Origin of the sequence: Variovorax sp. PCZ-1, from assembly GCF_018413605.1 — a bacterium.
GTDB lineage: Bacteria > Pseudomonadota > Gammaproteobacteria > Burkholderiales > Burkholderiaceae_C > JANMDU01.
Window position 1 is genome coordinate 1,662,950 of record NZ_JAHCDN010000001.1, and the last position, 18,368, is coordinate 1,681,317.

The window sequence follows — 18,368 nt, forward strand, 5'->3', positions numbered from 1 at the left end:
AGAAACACTATGAATTTCGAACTAGCCCGTTTCAACATGATTGAGCAACAAATCCGCCCTTGGGATGTGCTCGATCAAGCCGTTTTGCAGCTACTTGCCACCGTCAAGCGCGAAGATTTTGTGCCGCTGGCTTACAAGCAAGTGGCCTTCACTGATATGGAAATCCCGCTGCAAACCGGCAGCAAAAATGGCTTGTCCATGCTCGCGCCGAAAGTGGAGGCGCGCATGCTGCAAGATTTGGCTATTCACAAGCATGAGAAAGTGCTCGAGATCGGCACAGGTAGCGGCTACATGGCAGCTCTGCTCGCACACAAAGCACAGCGCGTGATCTCGCTTGAGATCAATGAAGCTCAGGCGCAAACTGCTCGCGCCAACTTACAAAAAGCCGGCATTCACAACTGCGAAGTGCGCGTGGCTGATGGCTCCAAAGTAGATCTGTCTGTTGATGGCCCCTTCGATGTGATCGTGCTCTCAGGCTCCGTAGCCAGTGTGCCAGACAGCCTCAAAGCCTTGCTCAAGCCCGGCGGTCGCTTGGCCGCCATCGTGGGCAATGAGCCCGTGATGTGCGCTACTTTCATCACCAAAGCTGCAGACGGCAGCAACGTGACCACCCAGCCATGGGACACACTCGCACCGCGCTTGCTCGGCTTTGCTGACACACCGAAATTCAATTTCTAAGCAGCATGATCCCGCAAATCCGCCCTGCAGCGTTTGGCCAATGGCTGGCCACGCAAAGCGATACCACGCCTTTGGTGCTGGATGTGCGTGAGCCTTGGGAAACAAATACGGCATCGATCAAACCGCTTGCGGATAGCCCTGGTTTTGATGTCTTGTTTATGCCGATGCAAACCATTCCTCAGCGATTGAATGAATTACCAGCGGATCGCCCCATTGCCTGCCTTTGCCACCATGGCATGCGCAGCCAGCAGGTGGCAGCTTTTCTGCTCAATCGCGGCTTTGAGAACGTGATCAATATTTCTGGTGGCATTGATGCGTGGAGCCACGAGCTCGACAACACCGTTGCTGCTTACTGAGCGCACAGAATCTGAACCGAAAGGATGTCCATGTTTGAATTTCCCCGCTTGCCTCGCAGCGCCATTTTTCTAGCGGCCAGCGCACTCGCGAGCGCAACGTATGCGCAAAGCCTCTCGGAGCTCTATCAAGCTGCCAGCACGTATGACGCCACCTACCAATCCGCCAAATCACAATACGAAGCGAATCTGGCACGCGCTGAGCAAGCCAAGGCTGGCCTCTTGCCCACAATCGGTGCGACGGCCAGTGTGAGTGGCACGAATGCCGATGTGATCAAGCCCGCGGCCAACGCCAATCGCACTTTTGGCTCTCAAAGCGCGGCCATCAACGCCAGCCAGCCTCTGTACCGCCCTGCCAACAGAGCCACAGCCGCACAAGGCGAGTTGCAAGCCACGCAAGCCAAGTCTGCCCTCATCACTGCTGAGCAAGATCTGATCGTGCGTGTCACTCAAGCTTATTTCGATGTGCTCGCCAGCCAAGACAGCCTCACCTTTGTCAAAGCACAGAAAACTGCAGTCGCCGAGCAACTTGCCGCAGCCAAACGCAATTTCGAGGTCGGCACCTCGACGATCACGGACACCCGTGAGGCGCAAGCTCGCTTCGACTTGGTGGTCGCGCAAGAAATCGCCGCTGAGAACGATTTGCGCGTTAAACGCATTGCCTTGGATCAGCTCGTGGGTAAATCCGGTGTGGCGCCCAAGCCGCTCGCCTTGCCTGCCAAACTGCCAGATGTCTTGCCAGCTGACGTGAACCTCTGGGTCAACCAAGCGCAAGAGCAGCACCCCAGTATCAAAGCTGCTGAGCTGGCAGTAGACATTGCCAAGCTCGAGACCACCAAAGCCCAAGCCGGTGAGAAGCCCACAGTTGACTTAACTGGCTCATATGGTTTGTCTTACAGCAGCGGCAGCGCATCCAGCCGAATCAACAGCGAAAGTCGTAACGCCACCATCGGTATCGCTCTGAATTACCCCCTCTTCAGCGGCTATGCCACACAAAACCGCATCAAGGAAACTCTGCAGCTGGAAGACAAAGCCCGAAACGACCTCGAGGCAGCCAAGCGCAGCATTTCCCAAGCCACACGCACCGCCTACTTCGGCGTGCTCTCCGGTCAAGGGCAAGTCAAAGCTCTAGAAGCAGCAGAGGCCAGCAGCCAAAGCGCCCTAGACGCCAACAAACTGGGCTATCAAGTTGGCGTGCGAATCAATATCGATGTTCTCAACAGCCAATCCCAACTCTTCCAAACCAAACGTGATCTGGCAAAAGCACGTTATGACGTGTTGGTGGGAGGATTGAGACTGCGCCAAGCGAATGGCACATTGAAGGCTGAGGACTTGGGCGCAGTGAACGCACTGCTAGCGCGCTGACTCCATCGATCATGCGCCGGATATTGAATGGTCTTGCGCTCCTGCTCACCAGGAGAACATAAAAAAAGGACAAAGCACTGCTTTGTCCTTTTTGATTGGCGCTGAAGATTGCTCAGGCCGATGGTGCCGAATTGTCTGCAGGAGCCGCAGCAGGTTTTGCAGAAGCTTTCTTGCGGTTAGGAGCAATCATCATGATCATCTGCTTGCCTTCAAGCTTAGGCATGCTTTCTACGGTAATCAGCTCGCCCAGATCAGATTTGATCCGCTCCAGCTGAGCCATACCCAGCTCTTGGTGCGTGATTTCGCGACCACGGAACCGCAGGGTGACTTTGACCTTGTCGCCTTCTTCCAAGAAGCGCTTGATATTGCGCATTTTCACTTGGTAGTCGCCTTCGTCAGTGCCGGGGCGCAGCTTGATTTCTTTAACTTCAATCACCGTTTGCTTGGCCTTGGCTTCCGCCTCACGCTTTTGCTCTTGGTATTTGAATTTGCCGTAATCGATCAGGCGCACCACGGGCGGCGAAGCGGTCGCAACGGTTTCCACCACATCTACGTCAAAATCGGCGGCAGCGCGCATGGCTTCTTGCATGCTCATCACGCCCATTTGCTCGCCATCAGGGCCAATCACGCGCACTTCAGGCGCCATGATTTCGCGGTTTAAACGGTGTTTGCGCTCTTCACGAGAGTAGCGCGAGGGGCGCGGCGGGCGCGGTGGCCGAATAATGGGCGGCCGGTACGGTGCGGTAGCGATGGTGAAATTCCTATAAAAGTGAGTCTGTCCCGTGGCCTGGCGCTTTGGAGCTGAAGGGGGCTGGGCAGTTTCTTTGCAGAATGTTCAACCTGTATCGCTCCTAAAGGGTTTGGCCGGGGGTGATATCCGTTTGACGCGGATTACTGTATTTTAAGGCTTATTGGCGAATTGGGAAGATAGGAGCAAGCCCTAATCCGAATTAGGCGGCCAGCCAAGCTGTATTTGGCTGCAAAACTCGTGGTTTTTACTGGTGACTGGATCGGTAAATGCCAAGCATTTGGCCAGTAATTGCAAGGGATGATCGTAATCAGCTTGCGCTGTCTCAGGCGTCAGCGTGGGGTAAATGCCGTCTCCTCTAATCGAAAGCCCGAGTGCATTCATATGAACACGCAGTTGATGCCGTTTCCCCGAAATCGGACGCAGCTGATAACGGGCGTACTCACCCAAACCTTCTATCAAATCGATATGCGTCTCTGAATTGGGTTCACCAGGTATTTCTACCATTTGCATGAAGGAATCTGGCGAGCTGACCAGGCGCGTTTTGCGAATCAGCGGGAAATCGATGTGCCTTGAATACGGCGCAATACATTCGTATATTTTGCGCAGTTGTCGCTCACGAAACATCGCTGCATAGGCATCACGCTCTTGCACGCGGATACAAAACATCACCAAGCCAGCGGTGTCTCGATCGATACGGTGCATCGGCGTGAGATCAGTCAAGCCAGTTCGTTTTTTCAAGCGAACGAGCAGTGTCTCTTGCACATACCCGCCAGTAGGTGTCACGGGCAGGAAATGCGGTTTGTCTGCCACCAAAATGTGATCGTCTTGATAAATGATCTGTTCATCAAACGGGATACGAGGCTCGATACCGGCATCTCGCCAATAGTGAATGCGTTGGCCTGTTAAATATGGAGCATCGATTGCCAATGCTTGGCCATCATCATCTACCACCAAGCCATTTTTCAGACGCTTTTCCCAGTCTAAGCGGCGTGAATTGTGCGCAGAGTGCTCTAAAAATGAGAGCAGCGAGTCAGGAGAAAAATCTAATGCAGATAAAGGCGGCAGCACCATCGTGCTCGCACTCACCCCATCACGTGTAGGCAAACGAGCTTTACTCACCGTCCAAACGCTTCGCGCGATTCAAGCGCCAGCGCGCATCTTCAGCCTGTGCCGCATCGAGCAAATCTTGCTCGCTATACACGTCATCTACCGAGGTTTCAGTCTCTTGCAACTTGGTATCTAGCGCCACGCGGTTATCAAACACGAAGCATTCGCCTTGCCAATCTTTTTCCGCATCCGGCATTTCTTTGAAGTAATTCAAAATCCCGCCCTCAAGCTGGGCAACTTTCAGCCCCATATCTTGCATCCACACACTGCTCTTCTCGCAGCGGATACCGCCAGTGCAGTACATCGCGACTGTTTTGCCCTGCTCTTTCCACTCTTGCGCATGCGCTTTCACATACTCAGGAAAATCGCGGAAATTCACTACGCCAGGATCAATTGCGCCTTCAAAGCGACCCAGCCGCCATTCAAAGCTGTTGCGGTTGTCTAGCAACACCACGTCTGGCCGCTTGATCAGCTCGCGCCATTCGCGTGGCGGCACATCATTGGCATGAATCTCATCAATCCGCCCCGGCGCATCCACGCCCTCGACACCAAGGGGCACAATCTCACGCTTCAAATGCACCTTCATCCGCTTGAAAGGCTGCGTCAAACAAGCCGTGCGCTTAAACACCATGCCTTTGAAGAGGCCCGCAAGAACGGGATCGTGTTCAACATCGGCTTGAACTGCTGCTTCGTAAGCGTCAAGTTGTTCAGCTGTTCCAGCCAGCATGCCATTGATACCCTCTTGCGCTATCAAAATGCTTCCTAGGGAATCTTTTGTGAGCTCACGCAGGCGCTCCACAACCGCCTCAGGTTTGGCGATGTAGACGAATTTGTAGAAGGCGATATGAAAAAGATCAGACATACGAAGCGCATTATCCCAGACCTGAAAGCAAGGTCTTCGATCTGGTTTTTAAAGCGTTTTAGGCATCTCGACGGCGTAGAATATGCGCGAGCAGCTATCAAATCAGGAGTAGTTAAGCCTAGAGCGAGACTTGCGCCTTCATCCAATCCGGCAGCGCAGCCGCCTTCTGCAGCGGAAAATTCACCCAAATCGTCGTCGCGCCACCCGCCGCGTAAATCACACCGGGCTCGTCTGCGCGCTCCATCGTGCCCCAGGTTTCAAACGTGGTGCGCTGAGGGTCGCTGGCATACATTTTCACTAGCACATCGCCCGGATAGACCAGCTGCTTGTAGAAATTGCAAAATGCATTCACGATCACGGGGCCTTCGCCAGCCGGATCCGGCTGACAGCCAATCGAGCGCATCCATTCGATGCGCACCGTCTCGAGATAGCGAAAGTAAAGCGTGTTGTTCACATGCCCCATCGCATCCATATCACCCCAGCGCATAGGAATGCGCATTTCATAGACCAGTTTCTTGAGCTCGGGAATCTCGTATTTCATGTTGCATTATCGCCATTGCTGCGCCGATAATATAGTTGTGAATATTAGTTTTTTCTTTCCTTGGCACTGGATGGCTCTGTTGACCAGTGCCAAGAATTTCCGAGACAACCCAGTTATTGGTAGTCCAGCACTTAATCGCCGTGGTTTGCACCTATGGCGCAAGCGGTGGGCACATTCTTTGGCTGCGCGCCGTAGGCGCAAATTGGGAGTCATGCTACCGCTTGAATTAAAACAATCGTGTGATCGAGATGGCATGATCAAGATTGCAGATTTTTTAAGTCCTCAGCAATGGCAAAGCTTACTGCAAGAAGTCCACGATCACACCTTGCCGATGCTGGAAATGGCACAACCCCCCGCTCTCACACGTCGAGCGTATCTTGATGCGGTAAGTTGCAAAAATATGCCTGTAACAACTGCACTTTTGACGCACCCCCTGCTTCATCATTTGATGCAATATATAGCCGGCTATCCGGGGCAGGCTGTGATTGCGTTGCAGTGTATTCATAGCGATGCGCCCACTACAGATGCATCAGATCCACAAACTATGTGGCATACCGATACTTTCCACAGCACTGCAAAGGCTTGGTTGCTTTTGCATGATTTGGCTGCCGATCAAGGCCCATTCGCCTACATTCCTGGCACACACAAGCTTACGCTTGAAAGACAAACTTGGGAACAATCTCAGAGTGTCATGGCAAGCCGGCATTCTGTACCTATGCATGCTAAGGGATCGTGGCGCGCCAGCGAGCAAGAACTGTCTGCAATGGGTTACGCGCAAACATTTACTGCAGCTCTACCCGCCAACACCTTGATCGTTGCAGATACAGGAGGATTCCACAGACGCACGCCTTGTGTGCGCCCTACTGCACGTGTCGAAATTTATCTGAGCCTACGCCGCACACCATTCTTCGCTGGCTTGTTTCCGAGCTTGTTATCACTGCCATGGATAAAGAAAACTTGGGCACGCAAATACACACAGTTGAGTCACTCTATGCATCGCCACGGCTTCAAGGTCTGGACACCTGCACCCGATTTTGGATTACTAGCATCAGAAAAACAATTGATCGAACGGAACCTGCGCTAAGCAACCCTCAAACCGCAGGAGGCGCGCCCCAGTTATTGCTTTCGGTTTGGCTGGGTTGCACGGCCCAATAAATCGCAATGATCCAGCCGATGAAAGGCAGCACCCAAATCAACACCCACCATCCGCTCTTGCCGATATCATGAAAGCGACGCACAGCAACACCCAGAGCAGGCAGCAGCAATGCTAAAGAGGCCAAGCTAGCCAGCAAAGACATCACGAAGCTCAGAACCACCACCGTCAAGAACTGAAACAGAGAAAACCACCAAAATTCAGATCGGCTAGCGCGACCATCGAAATCCACATATTTGGTTAGGCAAGTAACGATTGCTGTTTTGAAATCCATAGTGATACTCCTCGTTTGTGATTTAAAAGTCACTTGATCTTAACGGTGCGCGCGGATGCTGGCAAGGATACCTGCCACGAAAAGCGCTGTAGCGATCCACTGCATGGCACTCGGCCATTGCCCATCCCACATGAATGAGTAAATCAACGCAAAAATCGTCTCGCTCACGATGAGCTGGCCGCATAGGCTCGCTGAAAGGCGCTGGCTGGCGATGTTCCACAGAATGGTGGCGATCCACGCTGAACCAATACCAGTTGCTACTGAAAGCATAGCTGCTAGCGCAATCTCCTTGCTGGCGAGAAGCACTTTTGGCTCTGAACCCGCAATAAACCAGAGAACGAGCGCGCCCAAGCCTGTGGCAACACCCAGCCAATTCGCCCATGTGGTGGCGCTCACCTCAGGATGGTCTTTGAGCCATTTGGCGTTCATCAAACCGAAAGCTGTCCAGCAGGCCATGGAAGCGAGAGAGTAAGCCACGCCGCGCCAGAAGTGAGGATGTTCGTTGGCAGCGCCCGTGCTCGTACCCGCGTCGTGCGAGGCCGTCATCATGAGCGCCAAGCCACAGCCAGTGAGGATCAAACCGGGGATGAGTGATTTCCAAGTCAAGCCAGCAGGTTTGCCCAAAATCATCATCCACAACGGAATCGTGCCGATGATGAGGCTGGGCACTTCAGTGCCAGCGTCTTGAATGCCATAGACCAAGAGCAAGTAGTAGCCCGTGAAGCCTAGGACGCTCAGCAAGACTGCAGAGCGAGCCTGCACCCAAGTCGGCCATGGCTTGTTTTTCGCCAGCATGATCAAAGCGAAAGCCAGAATGCCGTAAGAGACAAAACGCCCCGCTGTGAAATCCACACCACTGATGCTCGGCACCATGCGCGGCGCAACGAAGACCAAGCCCCAGAGAGCGCCAGCCATGAGGCCTGCGAATATACCAATGCCCATGCCGATCAGTGTGCGTGGTGTGCCGTACTGATCAAGCGAGCGGCTAACAATCCCATCACGCCAGCTGCAATGCGATCAATCGCCTTTTTGCCGCGCATGTAGGCTGCGCGTGGCGCTGGCGACGAGAGCACGAGCACGACGATGGCATACCAAGCAAACTCCATCACAAACACGCCAGCAGCCACCATCACCGAGCCCGTGAGCGGGAACTGGGCTGGCAACAACGCAGCAAACACGCTGCCATACACCACGGCCGCTTTGGGATTGCTGATCTGCGTGATCAGACCCAAACGAAATGAAGCCCAATATTGAGCCTTACGCGCGCTGCTTGCTTCAGAGGAGAGGCTGCCGATATCCAGCGGCTGCGGCGCAGATCTCCAAATCTGCCAAGCCAGCCATGCCAAATACAGCCCGCCCAGCACTTTGAGCAGCATGTACAGCGCTGGCACAGCATGCAAAACGGCACTCAAGCCTGCCAAACAAAGAGCTGCAATCAAGGTTGCACCCAGCCCCAAACCCAGCGAGACCATCAACCCATCATCTCGCGATTTCGCAACCGCAGTGCGAGCAGCCATCACAAAACTCGGGCCGGGGCTAAGCACGCCTGCCAGTAAAGCCAGCAAGATCAAGCCAACTGAAGTGAGATAAGAAGGGAATTCCATGCCGCTCAACCTTTAAACACCAAAGCCATCATCCGCAGCAATCACCGCGCCATTGATGAAATCGCTCTCCCTCGAACACAGCATCACCAGCAAAGCGTCCAGATCAGAGGCCTTGCCCACGCGCTTACGCGGCAGCATTTGCACCAGTTTTTGACCTTGCTCGGTTTGCCAATGATGGTGGTTGATTTCGGTATCGATGTAGCCAGGGCAAATAGCATTCACATTGATGCCGTATTTGCCCCACTCTACCGCCATGGCTTTCGTCATGTGCACCACGGCGGCTTTACTCATGCAATACACACCGATTTGCGGCAACACCTTTAAGCCTGCCATGGAGGCGATATTGACGATGCGCCCGCCTGTGTACGTGCCCGGCGCGGCGCCTTTCGCGCGAGCCAGCATGCGCTTGCCCACCTCTTGCGCGACGAAGAAAGAGCCGCGTGTGTTGGTGTTGAAGATGAAGTCGTAGTCTTCTTCTTTGACATCAGTGAGCTTTTGAGTTGTTGATACGCCGGAGTTGTTGATCAGGATATCAATCGGCCCCACTTCCGTCTCCGCATGCGCCACGGCAGATTTGATGCTCACGGTATCCGTCACGTCCAACGCCACCACATGCGCGCTGCCGCCTTCGGCTTCAATCTCAGCGCGCAGCTCTTTGAGCTTGTCGATGCGGCGGCTAGCGAGCACGACGGCTGCGCCAGCTTTAGCCAGCGTTTTGGCGAATTGCGTGCCGAGGCCGCTGGATGCGCCCGTCACCAAAGCGACGCGGCCAGAGAGATCAAGTTCGTACGCCATTTAGAGAGTCCTCTTCAATTGATAGCAGCTTGCGCAGGGAAATATGCCCTGCACGGCCTAAAATCCGATGCAATCATTATCAACGACGAATTTGAAGGCAACACGTCATGACACACGAAGAAATTCTTGCAGCCCACGGCCCCCGCGAATCCATGGAATACGACGTCGTTGTCGTTGGCGGCGGCCCCGGCGGTTTGGCCACAGCCATTCGCTTGAAGCAAAAAGCGCAAGAGACAGGCAAAGATATTTCCGTCGTCGTGATCGAAAAAGGCTCTGAGCCTGGCGCGCACATCCTCTCTGGCGCGATCATGGATCCACGCGCCCTCACCGAGCTGATTCCTGATTGGAAAGAGAAAGGCGCACCGCTCAATCAAGAAGTGACAGATGACGCGATCATGTTCTTCAGCGAGAAAAATGCAGTGCGCGTGCCCGGCCCCTTCATTCCGCCGAATCTCGCCAACCATGGCAACTACATCATCAGCCTCTCCAACCTCACCAAGTGGATGGCGCAACAAGCTGAAAGCTTAGGTGTAGAAATCTTCCCCGGCTTTACAGCTGCAGAGGTTTTGTACAACGATGATGGCAGCGTGAAAGGCATCGCCACCGGCAACCTCGGCATCGGCAAAGAAGGCGAAATCACCGGCGATTTCCAGCTCGGCATGGAGCTGCATGGCAAATACACCGTGTTTGCAGAAGGCGCGCGCGGCCATTTGGGCAAGCAGCTGATTGCTAAGTACAAGCTCGATGCTGGCAAAGATCCGCAAAGCTTTGGCATCGGCATCAAAGAGCTGTGGGAGATTGATCCTGCTCGTCATCAGCCCGGCCTCGTGCTGCACAGTGCGGGCTGGCCGATGGATTCGAACACCTATGGCGGCGCATTCCTCTATCACTTGGAAAATAACCAAGTCGCTTTAGGCTTCGTCGTTGGCCTTAATTACGAGAACCCCTACCTCAGCCCATTCGAAGAAATGCAGCGTTGGAAAACGCACCCCAATATCCGTTGGTATCTCGAAGGCGACGAAGCCAAAGGCATCAAGCCCGCCAAACGCATTGGCTACGGTGCTCGCGCCATCAACTCCAGTGGCTTGCTCTCGCTCCCCAAAACCGTGTTCCCAGGCGGCGCGCTGATTGGTTGCAACGCTGGCTACTTGAACGTTGGCCGCATCAAGGGCAGCCACGCCGCCATCAAAACCGGCATGCTCGCAGCAGACGCCGCTTTCGATGCCGTGCACGCAGGTCGTCAACATGACGAACTCAGCGCGTATCCAGAAGCTTTTGAGAAAAGCTGGCTCTACACCGAACTCAACAAAGACCGCAACTTCAAGAACTGGTTCAAGAAAGGCCTGCTGGTCGGCACGCTCATGAACGGCCTCGAGCAATTCGCCCTGCGCGGCCACATCCCTTGGACGATCCACCGCGACAAGCCCGACCACGCATGCCTCAAGCCCGCGCGCGACTGTAAAGAAATCGTGTACCCGAAACCAGACGGCAAGCTCACCTTTGATCGCCTCTCCAGCGTCTTCATCAGCAACACCAACCACGCCGAAAACCAGCCCGCGCACTTGACGCTGAAAGATGCGAGCGTGCCCGTCAATGTCAACTTCATCACCTACGCTGGCCCCGAAGGCCGCTACTGCCCCGCCGGCGTTTATGAATACGTGCGCGACGATGCTGGCAAAGACCGCCTGCAAATCAACGCGCAAAACTGCGTGCACTGCAAAACCTGCGATATCAAAGATCCGACACAAAACATCGTCTGGGTCACGCCCGAGGGCGGTGGCGGGCCGAATTATGTTGGCATGTAATCAAAGGTAACTTAAGCACAGTCATTGATTAACTGTGTGATTTTTAACACTCTGCAGTTGGCGATCGCGTTACTTGAGGGTGTTATTTCATAACCGCAAGGTATTATGTCGTCATGAATGCTGCGAAGTTACACCGACGGCAATGGAAGTTTGTTCATCTTCCTATTTGGTTACTTGCGGCTTTGGCATTTTTCGCACTGAGCGATACCTACTTACCGATTCCGCCCAGCAGCCTCAACATCACGACTGGGCGCGTAGGTGGCATGTATCACGAGCATGCCAAGCGCTATGCAGAGATCTTTGCAAGCAAAGGCATCACGCTCAATATCCTTGAATCCGCAGGATCAGGACAAAATTTGGAACGCTTGCGCTCGGTCTCACGTGAAGCCGACATGGGTTTTTTACAAGGCGGTTTTGCACTTGGTGAGCAATTGAGCGCGGAAGCTCAAGGCATTCAAACCATAGCGCGTGTCGATGTCGAGCCGATTTGGGTATTTTCACGGTTTAAAGATGTGGATTCCTTGCTGCGGCTACAAGGCCAGCGCGTCACGATGGGGCAGTTAGGTAGCGGTAGCCGAGCTGTCGCGACACGGATGTTTGAGCAAGTTCGCTTAGAGCCGAAAGATTTGATTGTTTCTGAAACCGTGGGTATGGAAATCGTTTCAGCGATGCGCGAGGGGCGAGTGGATGCTGCGATTTTTGTCGCATCGGTAGACGCGCCCTTGGTCAAGGCCTTGCTCGACTCCCCCGGTATCCACTTGGCACAGCTCAAACGCAGTGCTGGCTTATCGGAGCGCTTGCCCTATTTGAATCCGCGCTTTGTTGCAGCAGGTAGCCTCAACCCAACTCGCCTGCAGCCCCCACAAGATGGTATTTTGCTCAGCACCTTGGCTGGTGTCTTGGTGCGCGAGGAGCTTCATCCTATGATCAAACGCCTGCTCGCACAAGCAGTGCAGCAAACGCACTCAGGCGCGGGGCCTTTGCATCGCGCTGGCGAATTTCCGCATTTAAAGCAGCTTGAGTTTCCGAGTGCACCTCAGGCGCGCGAAGTCATGCGCAATGGCTACCCGTGGTTAGAACAGCATTTGAGTTTGCATACTGCTCAATGGGCGTATCGCCTTCTCTTCATTGGCCTTCCTCTGGCTTTGCTGGCCTTTACACTCAGCCAGCTCATACCTCGCTATCTACACTGGCGCATTGAAAGCAGCATCAATGGCTGGTACGGCGAGCTCAAATTTATTGAAAATGATTTAGGCACGACAACACCCGGTGGTTTGGAAATTGCGCGCTATCGCAAGCAATTGGCTCATATCTCAGAACAATTATTTCATTACCAAGCGCCACAGGCCTACATGCAACGCCTCTATATGCTTCATCAGCATATCAAGCTCGTGCAATCGCAGCTTGTTCAACGCCATGGGCGCTGATACCCACGCAGGCTCAATATGAAGTTGGATATCCTATTTCGTCAACGCCAGTGGTTGCTGTACCTACCGGTTCTTACGCTGAGTGCTGTGATGCTTTGGATGTCTATCACTCACTGGATTCCTTTACCTCCTAGCCAGTTCGTCATGGCGGCGGGTGTGCCTGGTGGCGGCTACACCCTACTGGCGAGGCAATATCAGCAAAAACTTGCATTGATGGGCATTCGTTGCGATATCGTGACCACTGAAAAAGCGCATGGCGGTTACCGGCTGCTCAGCTCCACACCCGATGTAGATTTAGCCTTGGTCAACGGCATGTTTGCCAAGCAATCCAATGCGGATCAATTTCAAGCGCTGGCTGTGATTCAGCACGATCCGATTTGGATCTTCACCAGGATGCCTACCCTCGTTAATTTAAGCCAATTGCGTGGCTTGCGAGTGGGATATCCTGACTACGATGAGCTCAATTTCAAGGTGTTGAAACTGGTTTTGGATCAAGGACGCCTAGAAACGAAAGATGTTGAGGGTGTGCCCTTGGATCGCGCCAGCATGGCAAATGCATTGATCGATAGCAAGGTCGATGCCCTTGTTTTCATGGGGAGCATGCGCAACGATATCGTGACTGCGCTCGCTCGTAGCAACGGTATTCAGCTCATGGGCATGGATCGCATTGGTGCAGCGACCAGTGCCGACGGGAGCTTGGGCCCCCTTGTGATTCCTCAAGGGGCGATTGAATTTCGCGGAGATGTGCCATCCCGTGATTTAACTTTGGCTATCGCTAATGTGCATTTGCTGACTCGGCCAGAGATGCACCCCGCTTTGCAACGTGCCATCTTGGACGCGAGCTACCAAATCCACGAAACTCCCAACTTCATGCACCGCTCGGAGGAGTTCCCCACCGTCATTGGCTCCGATTTCAAAGTATCCCCCACAGCACTTGCGTATTCGCGTGGAAGTAAACCCTGGACAGAGTATGTGCTGCCCTATGGCTGGGCGCAAGGATTGGAATGGTTTCTTTACGCTGGCCTGCCGATTTTGCTGGTTACCGTGCTGATGCTGGTGTGGATCCCTCGTTGGTTTGAATGGCGCTCCAATGCCTTGCTACAGAATTTTTATGGTGAGCTCAAATTTTTGGAAACTGAAATCGATTCCGTTGCTTCTGAGCGCCCCATAGAGATGAAACGCTTACTGCAGCGCATCGATGAAATTGATATGCAAGTGATGCAACTTGATTTACCTACGCCCCATGCCGAGCGTTGGTATACCTTGCGCAGCCATCTGGCCGATGCAAGGGATCGCTTGCTGGGCTTGCGGGCGCGCTAACCACCCCCTTAAACCGTGTAGAGTCAGGGTATGCCTAAGACTGCTACACCCTCCAAAAAATCTCCTCAACATATTGCCATCATCGGCGCTGGCATGGCCGGTATCACGGCAGCGCGCACTTTGCTACAAGCGGGCTACCAAGTCACAGTGCTTGATAAAAGCCGTGGTGCAGGTGGACGCATGTCCACCCGTCGTACTGAATTCGGCGGCTTTGACCACGGCGCGCAGTATTTCACTGTGCGCGATGCGCGCTTTCGCCAAATGATGCAATGGGCGCTAGAAAACGAACCCAACCTTGCCCGCCCTTGGGCTGCGAATGCCGTGCGCGTTCTCGACAGCCAGGGCCGCACACTAGAAGCCGCCCTGCCCAGCCGAGAGCCGCATTGGGTGGCGCAGCCAGGCATGAATGCCTTGGTGAGCTCGATGGCAGCGCCCTTGCTTGCCAACAAGCAACTTTTGCTTGGCCAACAGGTGCGCTTGATTTCACGCAACGCTTCCGGCCAATACAGTCTGCAATGCCACAATCCGCAAGACGAGCAAGCCAAGCCCGTTCAAATCGGCGGCTTTGATGCTGTATTGCTGGCAATTCCTAACGTACAGGCACATGCGCTGCTGCAAGATAGTGCGCAGTCGATGCTATCAATAACGGAGCATTCTGCGCAGATTTTATGCCGGCAAATGACAGATTTCGCTCAAAAAATCAGCGCTGTCACCGTCTCCCCCTGCTGGACACTGATGCTCGCCTTCCCCAACGCCCTCCCCCTCAATCCCAATGAGCCGGTGCGCCCGCTTGGTCCTCAGTGGAATGCGGCTCGCTCCACCCATCACCGCATTGCCTGGCTCGCTCGCGAAAGCTCCAAACCCGCGCGCAGTGGTATTGAACGTTGGACGGCGCAGGCCAGCGCCGCATGGAGCCAAGAGCATTTAGAGGACGATGCCGAGCGTGTCAAAGCCAAATTGCTCAAAGCCTTTGCCGAAATCACGCATATCCGAGCTGAGCCTGCCTACGCCCAAGTGCATCGCTGGCGTTACGCCAAGACCGACAAAGCACTCGGCACATCGCATCTGTGGGATGCTGCTACTGGTATCGGCCTGTGCGGTGATTGGTGCATTGGCCATAGGGTGGAAGATGCGTTTGTCAGCGGTTTGGAATTAGCTTTACAGATGATAAAAAAATAGCTTCGCCGCGAAAAATAAATCACCTACAATCAGTATTGATTGTAACCGGCGGGCTAAATGTATGATAAATGACTATTTGGATGAGGCCTATCGTTTTATTCGCCAATTCAAATTTGGCATCATTTTGCTTTTCACCGCTCTCGGGCCTGGTTGGTTGCTAGCGCAGACCTGCTCCATTCCCGCTCAAGGCGCAGCCGCTACGATCAATGCGGCACCCAACACCTACTTTCCAGGCTTAACAGCCAACTTAACTGCAGGCAGTACGCAAATCGCGCTAGGCGCAGGTCGTGGCGTAAATGCAGCCATCAATCCTGGTGATTTGCTTTTGATCATTCAGATGCAAGGTGCCGTGATCAACACCAGCAACACCAATCAGTATGGTGATGGTGCGGGTAGCGGGGTCTTGCAAGATAACACTGGCGATCCGGCGCGAGGTAGCGTCTCTAACACAGCTGGCACTTACGAATTCGCAGTGGCTACCAATGCCGTTGCTTTTGCGGGCGGCGCGACGGTCAATTTGAGTGCTCCCTTGCAAAACGCATACACCGATGCTGCCGCTGCGGCCACCCCAGCTGCCGGTAACGCCTCAGGGCAACAGCGCTACCAAGTGATTCGCATTCCTCAGTTCACCTCCTTAACACTCAACGGCACACTCTCGCCACCACAGTGGAATGGCACAACAGGCGGTGTTTTGGTGCTCGATGTTGCAGGACAGCTCAACTTCAACGGGCAAACTATCAACGCAGCTCTGCGAGGCTTTCGTGGCGGCGGTGGTGTCAATCAAGCCGCTGTATGCACGGCTTCGGGTGGCTCATTGCCTTGTACGGAATACCGTGCAGTCAATGCCAATCCAGCCAACGGCGCCTTCAAGGGCGAAGGCATTGCTGGTACTCCTGCCTTGGTATTCGACAGCATTACCTTGGCCACGGTTGGTAGCGCAGCAGGTGCAAACGGCTACCCCAACGGAGACCGCGGTCGAGGTGCGCCGGGCAATGCCGGTGGTGGCGGTAACCAACACAACTCTGGCGGCGGTGGCGGCGGCAACGGCGGCCTAGGCGGCTTTGGTGGAAACACTTGGAATGCCAGCAACGCAACATTCACGGGCACGCGCCATGGTGGTTTTGGTGGTGCAAACAACTATAACCTGGCAACGCGTGTTGTGATGGGCGGTGGCGGTGGTGCTGGCGACTTTAATGACACACCGACAGGTCCGCTGAACGCCCATGGCGGATCGGGCGGCGGCATTGTGATGATCCGCGCTGGATCTCTAATTGGCGCAGGCACCATCAATGCCAACGGTGCTAACGGTATCAGCTCTAACGCCACAGATGCAGCAGGCGGCGGGGGAGCTGGTGGAACAGTTTGGATCACCACAGGTACAGGTGTTCTTCCGAACACACTCAACATCACAGCGACTGGCGGCACGGGTGCAAACTCTGGCCCGATGGCGGGCAGCAATGAAACTGACGGTCCAGGCGGTGGCGGTGGCGGCGGTGTTTTTCTCACCAACAGTACGGGTGCAGTCTTCACAGCAGCAGGCGGCATCGCTGGAGTCATGAATAACTCTCAAAGTGATGTTTGCGGTAATTTTGCACCTTCTACCAACCCCCAGTGCTTCGCAACGGCTGGCGGCGTAGGTGCCACCACGACGATCGCCATTCCCGTCGCCAACACTGGCGTGCGTCCTGCACCCGAGTGCTTGCCCGATGTTCGCGTCAGCAAAGCCACAAGCACCCCTTCTATTTCTGCCTCGGGTGCTGCCACGGCCGCCTACACCATCAACCTTCAAAACTTCGGCGGCGGTGCGCGAAACGTGAACGTGTTCGACAACGCCCTGCCTCCAGGCTGGACTCTAGCCAGCGCTCCCACATATACATTCTTCCCCGCAGGGCCGATTGCCAACAACAATCTTCCGAGTGGTTCTGAAGCCAGCACCACAGCGGGCGGCGCTACCTTCCCTCTGGGCACGGCACCGACGACTGCACCGGCAATAGGCAACACCACGCTGACTTGGCAACAGTTTTTCCTAGCGCCTTTGAAAGCAGGCGTGCCATCGCAAATCACCATCAGCATGATTGTCAATATCCCTGCCAGTGCGCCTGTGGGTTGCTATCACAATGGCGCAGGCTACAGCATGCTCGACCCGACCTTCTTGGCTGCAGCAGCTAACCGAACCGTGACGTCAGCGACAAACAATGGTGCAAATCGAATCGGTGCGCTTTACAACACCAACTCAACCTATGCCAGTGGTGCCATTACGAACGTGGCAGGCAACAACTACTCGGGTCTGCCCAACGGCCCTGCTGCAGAAGACGTCTGCCTGTTGGCTGATCTGTCATTGACCAAAACCGTGACACCCACAGGCACACTTGCAGCCGGCCAAACCGCGATTTACACCATAACGCCGCGTAACAATGGCCGAGGCATTCGTGACACCAGCTTCACAGCAGACCAAAGCACCACCGCAACCAATGCCGTCTCTGCCAGTGCCGTGCTTGCCAGTGGCAATCTGCTCATCACAGACACCTTGCCTGCGGGTGTGACCTTCACCACACAGCCATCAAGCACTGGTTGGACTTGCACCCCAACAGGCACGGTTGTGACTTGTAGCCGCAATGCACCTATCGTGCCTATAGCAGCCACGACGGATTTGCCTGCCATCACGGGCACAGTGCGCGTCACTGCAGCAGCCTGCCCGGGCCCAATCACCAACCGAGCTGAAATCAGCTCAGTACAAGCGCCCTACACCGAGTCCACGCTCGTCAACAACAGCGCCAGCGTTACCAACACCTTGAATTGCAGCGCTCAGCTTGCCGTCACCAAAACCAATGCTGTCACGACACCTCTCTCATTGTCTGCAGGCCAGACCACAGACTACACCGTGACATTCTCAAACGCAGGCCCCAGTTCTGCCGATGGCTCGATTGCGCGGGATGTGCCCAGCGCAGGCCTGAGCAATTGCAGCGTTGTACCCACCTCCTGTATTGCCACCGGCGGTAGCCCAGCTGCTACATGCCCTGCAAGCGCCAATTTCCCCAATCTGTTGACCCCAGGTGGCTTGATCCTGCCCAGCTTTCCGTCGGGCAGCAGCATCAGCTTCGTTGTTCGTTGCGGTGTCACGGCCTCCGGCCTGTAGCCGGGGTGAACTCAGCTC

17 protein-coding genes are annotated in these 18,368 nt (G+C 54.6%); 9 read left to right on the forward strand and 8 right to left on the reverse strand.

Features of this window, described 5'->3' with window-relative positions:
• Positions 1-9 precede the first annotated feature (9 nt).
• Genes KIH26_RS08010 through KIH26_RS08020 form a run of 3 tightly spaced genes read left to right on the forward strand, consistent with a single transcriptional unit; the run spans position 10 to position 2,396 of the window.
• Positions 10-678, forward strand: coding sequence for a protein-L-isoaspartate O-methyltransferase family protein (locus KIH26_RS08010; RefSeq protein ID WP_213443917.1), 669 nt, complete (start codon positions 10-12; stop codon positions 676-678).
• Positions 679-683: 5 nt separating this feature from the next.
• Entirely contained in the window at positions 684-1,034 is a 351-nt protein-coding gene (locus KIH26_RS08015; RefSeq protein ID WP_213443918.1) for a rhodanese-like domain-containing protein, read from the forward strand.
• Positions 1,035-1,064: 30 nt separating this feature from the next.
• Entirely contained in the window at positions 1,065-2,396 is a 1,332-nt protein-coding gene (locus KIH26_RS08020) for a TolC family outer membrane protein (protein ID WP_213443919.1), read from the forward strand.
• 112 nt (positions 2,397-2,508) lie between these two features.
• On the opposite strand, the gene infC is transcribed toward KIH26_RS08020, so the two are convergent.
• The 4 genes from infC to KIH26_RS08040 form a co-directional block, all read right to left on the reverse strand.
• Positions 2,509-3,117: a translation initiation factor IF-3 gene (infC, locus tag KIH26_RS08025; protein WP_349627861.1), complete on the reverse strand. Its 609-nt coding sequence runs from the start codon at positions 3,115-3,117 to the stop codon at positions 2,509-2,511.
• A gap of 219 nt (positions 3,118-3,336) precedes the next feature.
• Entirely contained in the window at positions 3,337-4,266 is a 930-nt protein-coding gene (locus tag KIH26_RS08030) for a pseudouridine synthase (RefSeq protein WP_349627853.1), read from the reverse strand.
• Complete coding sequence (gene trhO / locus KIH26_RS08035) at positions 4,259-5,116, reverse strand: oxygen-dependent tRNA uridine(34) hydroxylase TrhO (RefSeq protein ID WP_213443921.1); 858 nt, start codon at positions 5,114-5,116, stop codon at positions 4,259-4,261. The genes KIH26_RS08030 and trhO overlap by 8 nt, the downstream gene beginning before the upstream one ends.
• 118 nt (positions 5,117-5,234) lie before the next feature.
• The gene (locus KIH26_RS08040; protein ID WP_213443923.1) at positions 5,235-5,657 is read right to left on the reverse strand and encodes an acyl-CoA thioesterase; all 423 of its coding nucleotides are present in this window, start codon (positions 5,655-5,657) and stop codon (positions 5,235-5,237) included.
• Between KIH26_RS08040 and KIH26_RS08045 the strand changes: the two genes are divergently transcribed.
• Entirely contained in the window at positions 5,656-6,741 is a 1,086-nt protein-coding gene (locus KIH26_RS08045) for a phytanoyl-CoA dioxygenase family protein (RefSeq protein WP_213443924.1), read from the forward strand. The genes KIH26_RS08040 and KIH26_RS08045 overlap by 2 nt on opposite strands.
• A gap of 7 nt (positions 6,742-6,748) precedes the next feature.
• Here the strand turns inward: KIH26_RS08045 and KIH26_RS08050 are convergent, their stop codons facing one another.
• From KIH26_RS08050 to KIH26_RS08065, 4 genes are read right to left on the reverse strand one after another with little or no spacing between them, the layout of a single operon-like run.
• A complete protein-coding gene (locus tag KIH26_RS08050; RefSeq protein WP_213443925.1) occupies positions 6,749-7,084 on the reverse strand; it encodes a DUF805 domain-containing protein in 336 nt (111 codons plus the stop codon).
• 39 nt (positions 7,085-7,123) lie between these two features.
• Positions 7,124-8,026, reverse strand: coding sequence for a DMT family transporter (locus tag KIH26_RS08055; protein ID WP_213443926.1), 903 nt, complete (start codon positions 8,024-8,026; stop codon positions 7,124-7,126).
• 5 nt (positions 8,027-8,031) lie between these two features.
• Complete coding sequence (locus KIH26_RS08060) at positions 8,032-8,688, reverse strand: LysE family translocator (protein ID WP_213443927.1); 657 nt, start codon at positions 8,686-8,688, stop codon at positions 8,032-8,034.
• Between the two features lie 12 nt (positions 8,689-8,700).
• The gene (locus KIH26_RS08065; protein WP_213443929.1) at positions 8,701-9,483 is read right to left on the reverse strand and encodes an SDR family oxidoreductase; all 783 of its coding nucleotides are present in this window, start codon (positions 9,481-9,483) and stop codon (positions 8,701-8,703) included.
• A gap of 107 nt (positions 9,484-9,590) precedes the next feature.
• Here KIH26_RS08065 and KIH26_RS08070 point away from each other — a divergent pair, with 107 nt between their 5' ends.
• The 5 genes from KIH26_RS08070 (at position 9,591) to KIH26_RS17095 (ending at position 18,350) form a co-directional block, all read left to right on the forward strand.
• The gene (locus tag KIH26_RS08070) at positions 9,591-11,288 is read left to right on the forward strand and encodes an electron transfer flavoprotein-ubiquinone oxidoreductase (RefSeq protein WP_213443930.1); all 1,698 of its coding nucleotides are present in this window, start codon (positions 9,591-9,593) and stop codon (positions 11,286-11,288) included.
• A 182-nt stretch (positions 11,289-11,470) separates the two neighbouring features.
• Positions 11,471-12,715 (forward strand): TAXI family TRAP transporter solute-binding subunit, encoded by a 1,245-nt coding sequence (locus tag KIH26_RS08075; protein WP_213443931.1) that lies wholly within the window; start codon positions 11,471-11,473, stop codon positions 12,713-12,715.
• A gap of 99 nt (positions 12,716-12,814) precedes the next feature.
• Positions 12,815-14,035, forward strand: coding sequence for an ABC transporter substrate-binding protein (locus KIH26_RS08080; protein WP_213443932.1), 1,221 nt, complete (start codon positions 12,815-12,817; stop codon positions 14,033-14,035).
• Positions 14,036-14,065: 30 nt separating this feature from the next.
• Positions 14,066-15,214 carry an NAD(P)/FAD-dependent oxidoreductase gene (locus KIH26_RS08085; protein WP_213443934.1) on the forward strand — a complete coding sequence of 383 codons (1,149 nt, stop codon included), beginning with the start codon at positions 14,066-14,068 and terminating at the stop codon, positions 15,212-15,214.
• 61 nt (positions 15,215-15,275) lie between these two features.
• Positions 15,276-18,350, forward strand: coding sequence for a beta strand repeat-containing protein (locus KIH26_RS17095; protein ID WP_213443935.1), 3,075 nt, complete (start codon positions 15,276-15,278; stop codon positions 18,348-18,350).
• The last annotated feature ends 18 nt before the right edge of the window (positions 18,351-18,368 follow it).

What these genes read in the sequence shown, in the direction of transcription:
- KIH26_RS08010 (WP_213443917.1), top strand. Translation starts at nt 10, where the DNA reads ATGAATTTCGAACTAGCCCGTTTCAACATGATTGAGCAACAAATCCGC.
- KIH26_RS08015 (WP_213443918.1), top strand. Translation starts at nt 684, where the DNA reads ATGATCCCGCAAATCCGCCCTGCAGCGTTTGGCCAATGGCTGGCCACG.
- KIH26_RS08020 (WP_213443919.1), top strand. Translation starts at nt 1,065, where the DNA reads ATGTTTGAATTTCCCCGCTTGCCTCGCAGCGCCATTTTTCTAGCGGCC.
- trhO (WP_213443921.1), bottom strand. Translation starts at nt 5,116, where the DNA reads ATGTCTGATCTTTTTCATATCGCCTTCTACAAATTCGTCTACATCGCC.
- KIH26_RS08045 (WP_213443924.1), top strand. Translation starts at nt 5,656, where the DNA reads ATGTTGCATTATCGCCATTGCTGCGCCGATAATATAGTTGTGAATATT.
- KIH26_RS08040 (WP_213443923.1), bottom strand. Translation starts at nt 5,657, where the DNA reads ATGAAATACGAGATTCCCGAGCTCAAGAAACTGGTCTATGAAATGCGC.
- KIH26_RS08050 (WP_213443925.1), bottom strand. Translation starts at nt 7,084, where the DNA reads ATGGATTTCAAAACAGCAATCGTTACTTGCCTAACCAAATATGTGGAT.
- KIH26_RS08055 (WP_213443926.1), bottom strand. Translation starts at nt 8,026, where the DNA reads ATGGGCATTGGTATATTCGCAGGCCTCATGGCTGGCGCTCTCTGGGGC.
- KIH26_RS08060 (WP_213443927.1), bottom strand. Translation starts at nt 8,688, where the DNA reads ATGGAATTCCCTTCTTATCTCACTTCAGTTGGCTTGATCTTGCTGGCT.
- KIH26_RS08065 (WP_213443929.1), bottom strand. Translation starts at nt 9,483, where the DNA reads ATGGCGTACGAACTTGATCTCTCTGGCCGCGTCGCTTTGGTGACGGGC.
- KIH26_RS08070 (WP_213443930.1), top strand. Translation starts at nt 9,591, where the DNA reads ATGACACACGAAGAAATTCTTGCAGCCCACGGCCCCCGCGAATCCATG.
- KIH26_RS08080 (WP_213443932.1), top strand. Translation starts at nt 12,815, where the DNA reads ATGTCTATCACTCACTGGATTCCTTTACCTCCTAGCCAGTTCGTCATG.
- KIH26_RS08085 (WP_213443934.1), top strand. Translation starts at nt 14,066, where the DNA reads ATGCCTAAGACTGCTACACCCTCCAAAAAATCTCCTCAACATATTGCC.
- KIH26_RS17095 (WP_213443935.1), top strand. Translation starts at nt 15,276, where the DNA reads ATGATAAATGACTATTTGGATGAGGCCTATCGTTTTATTCGCCAATTC.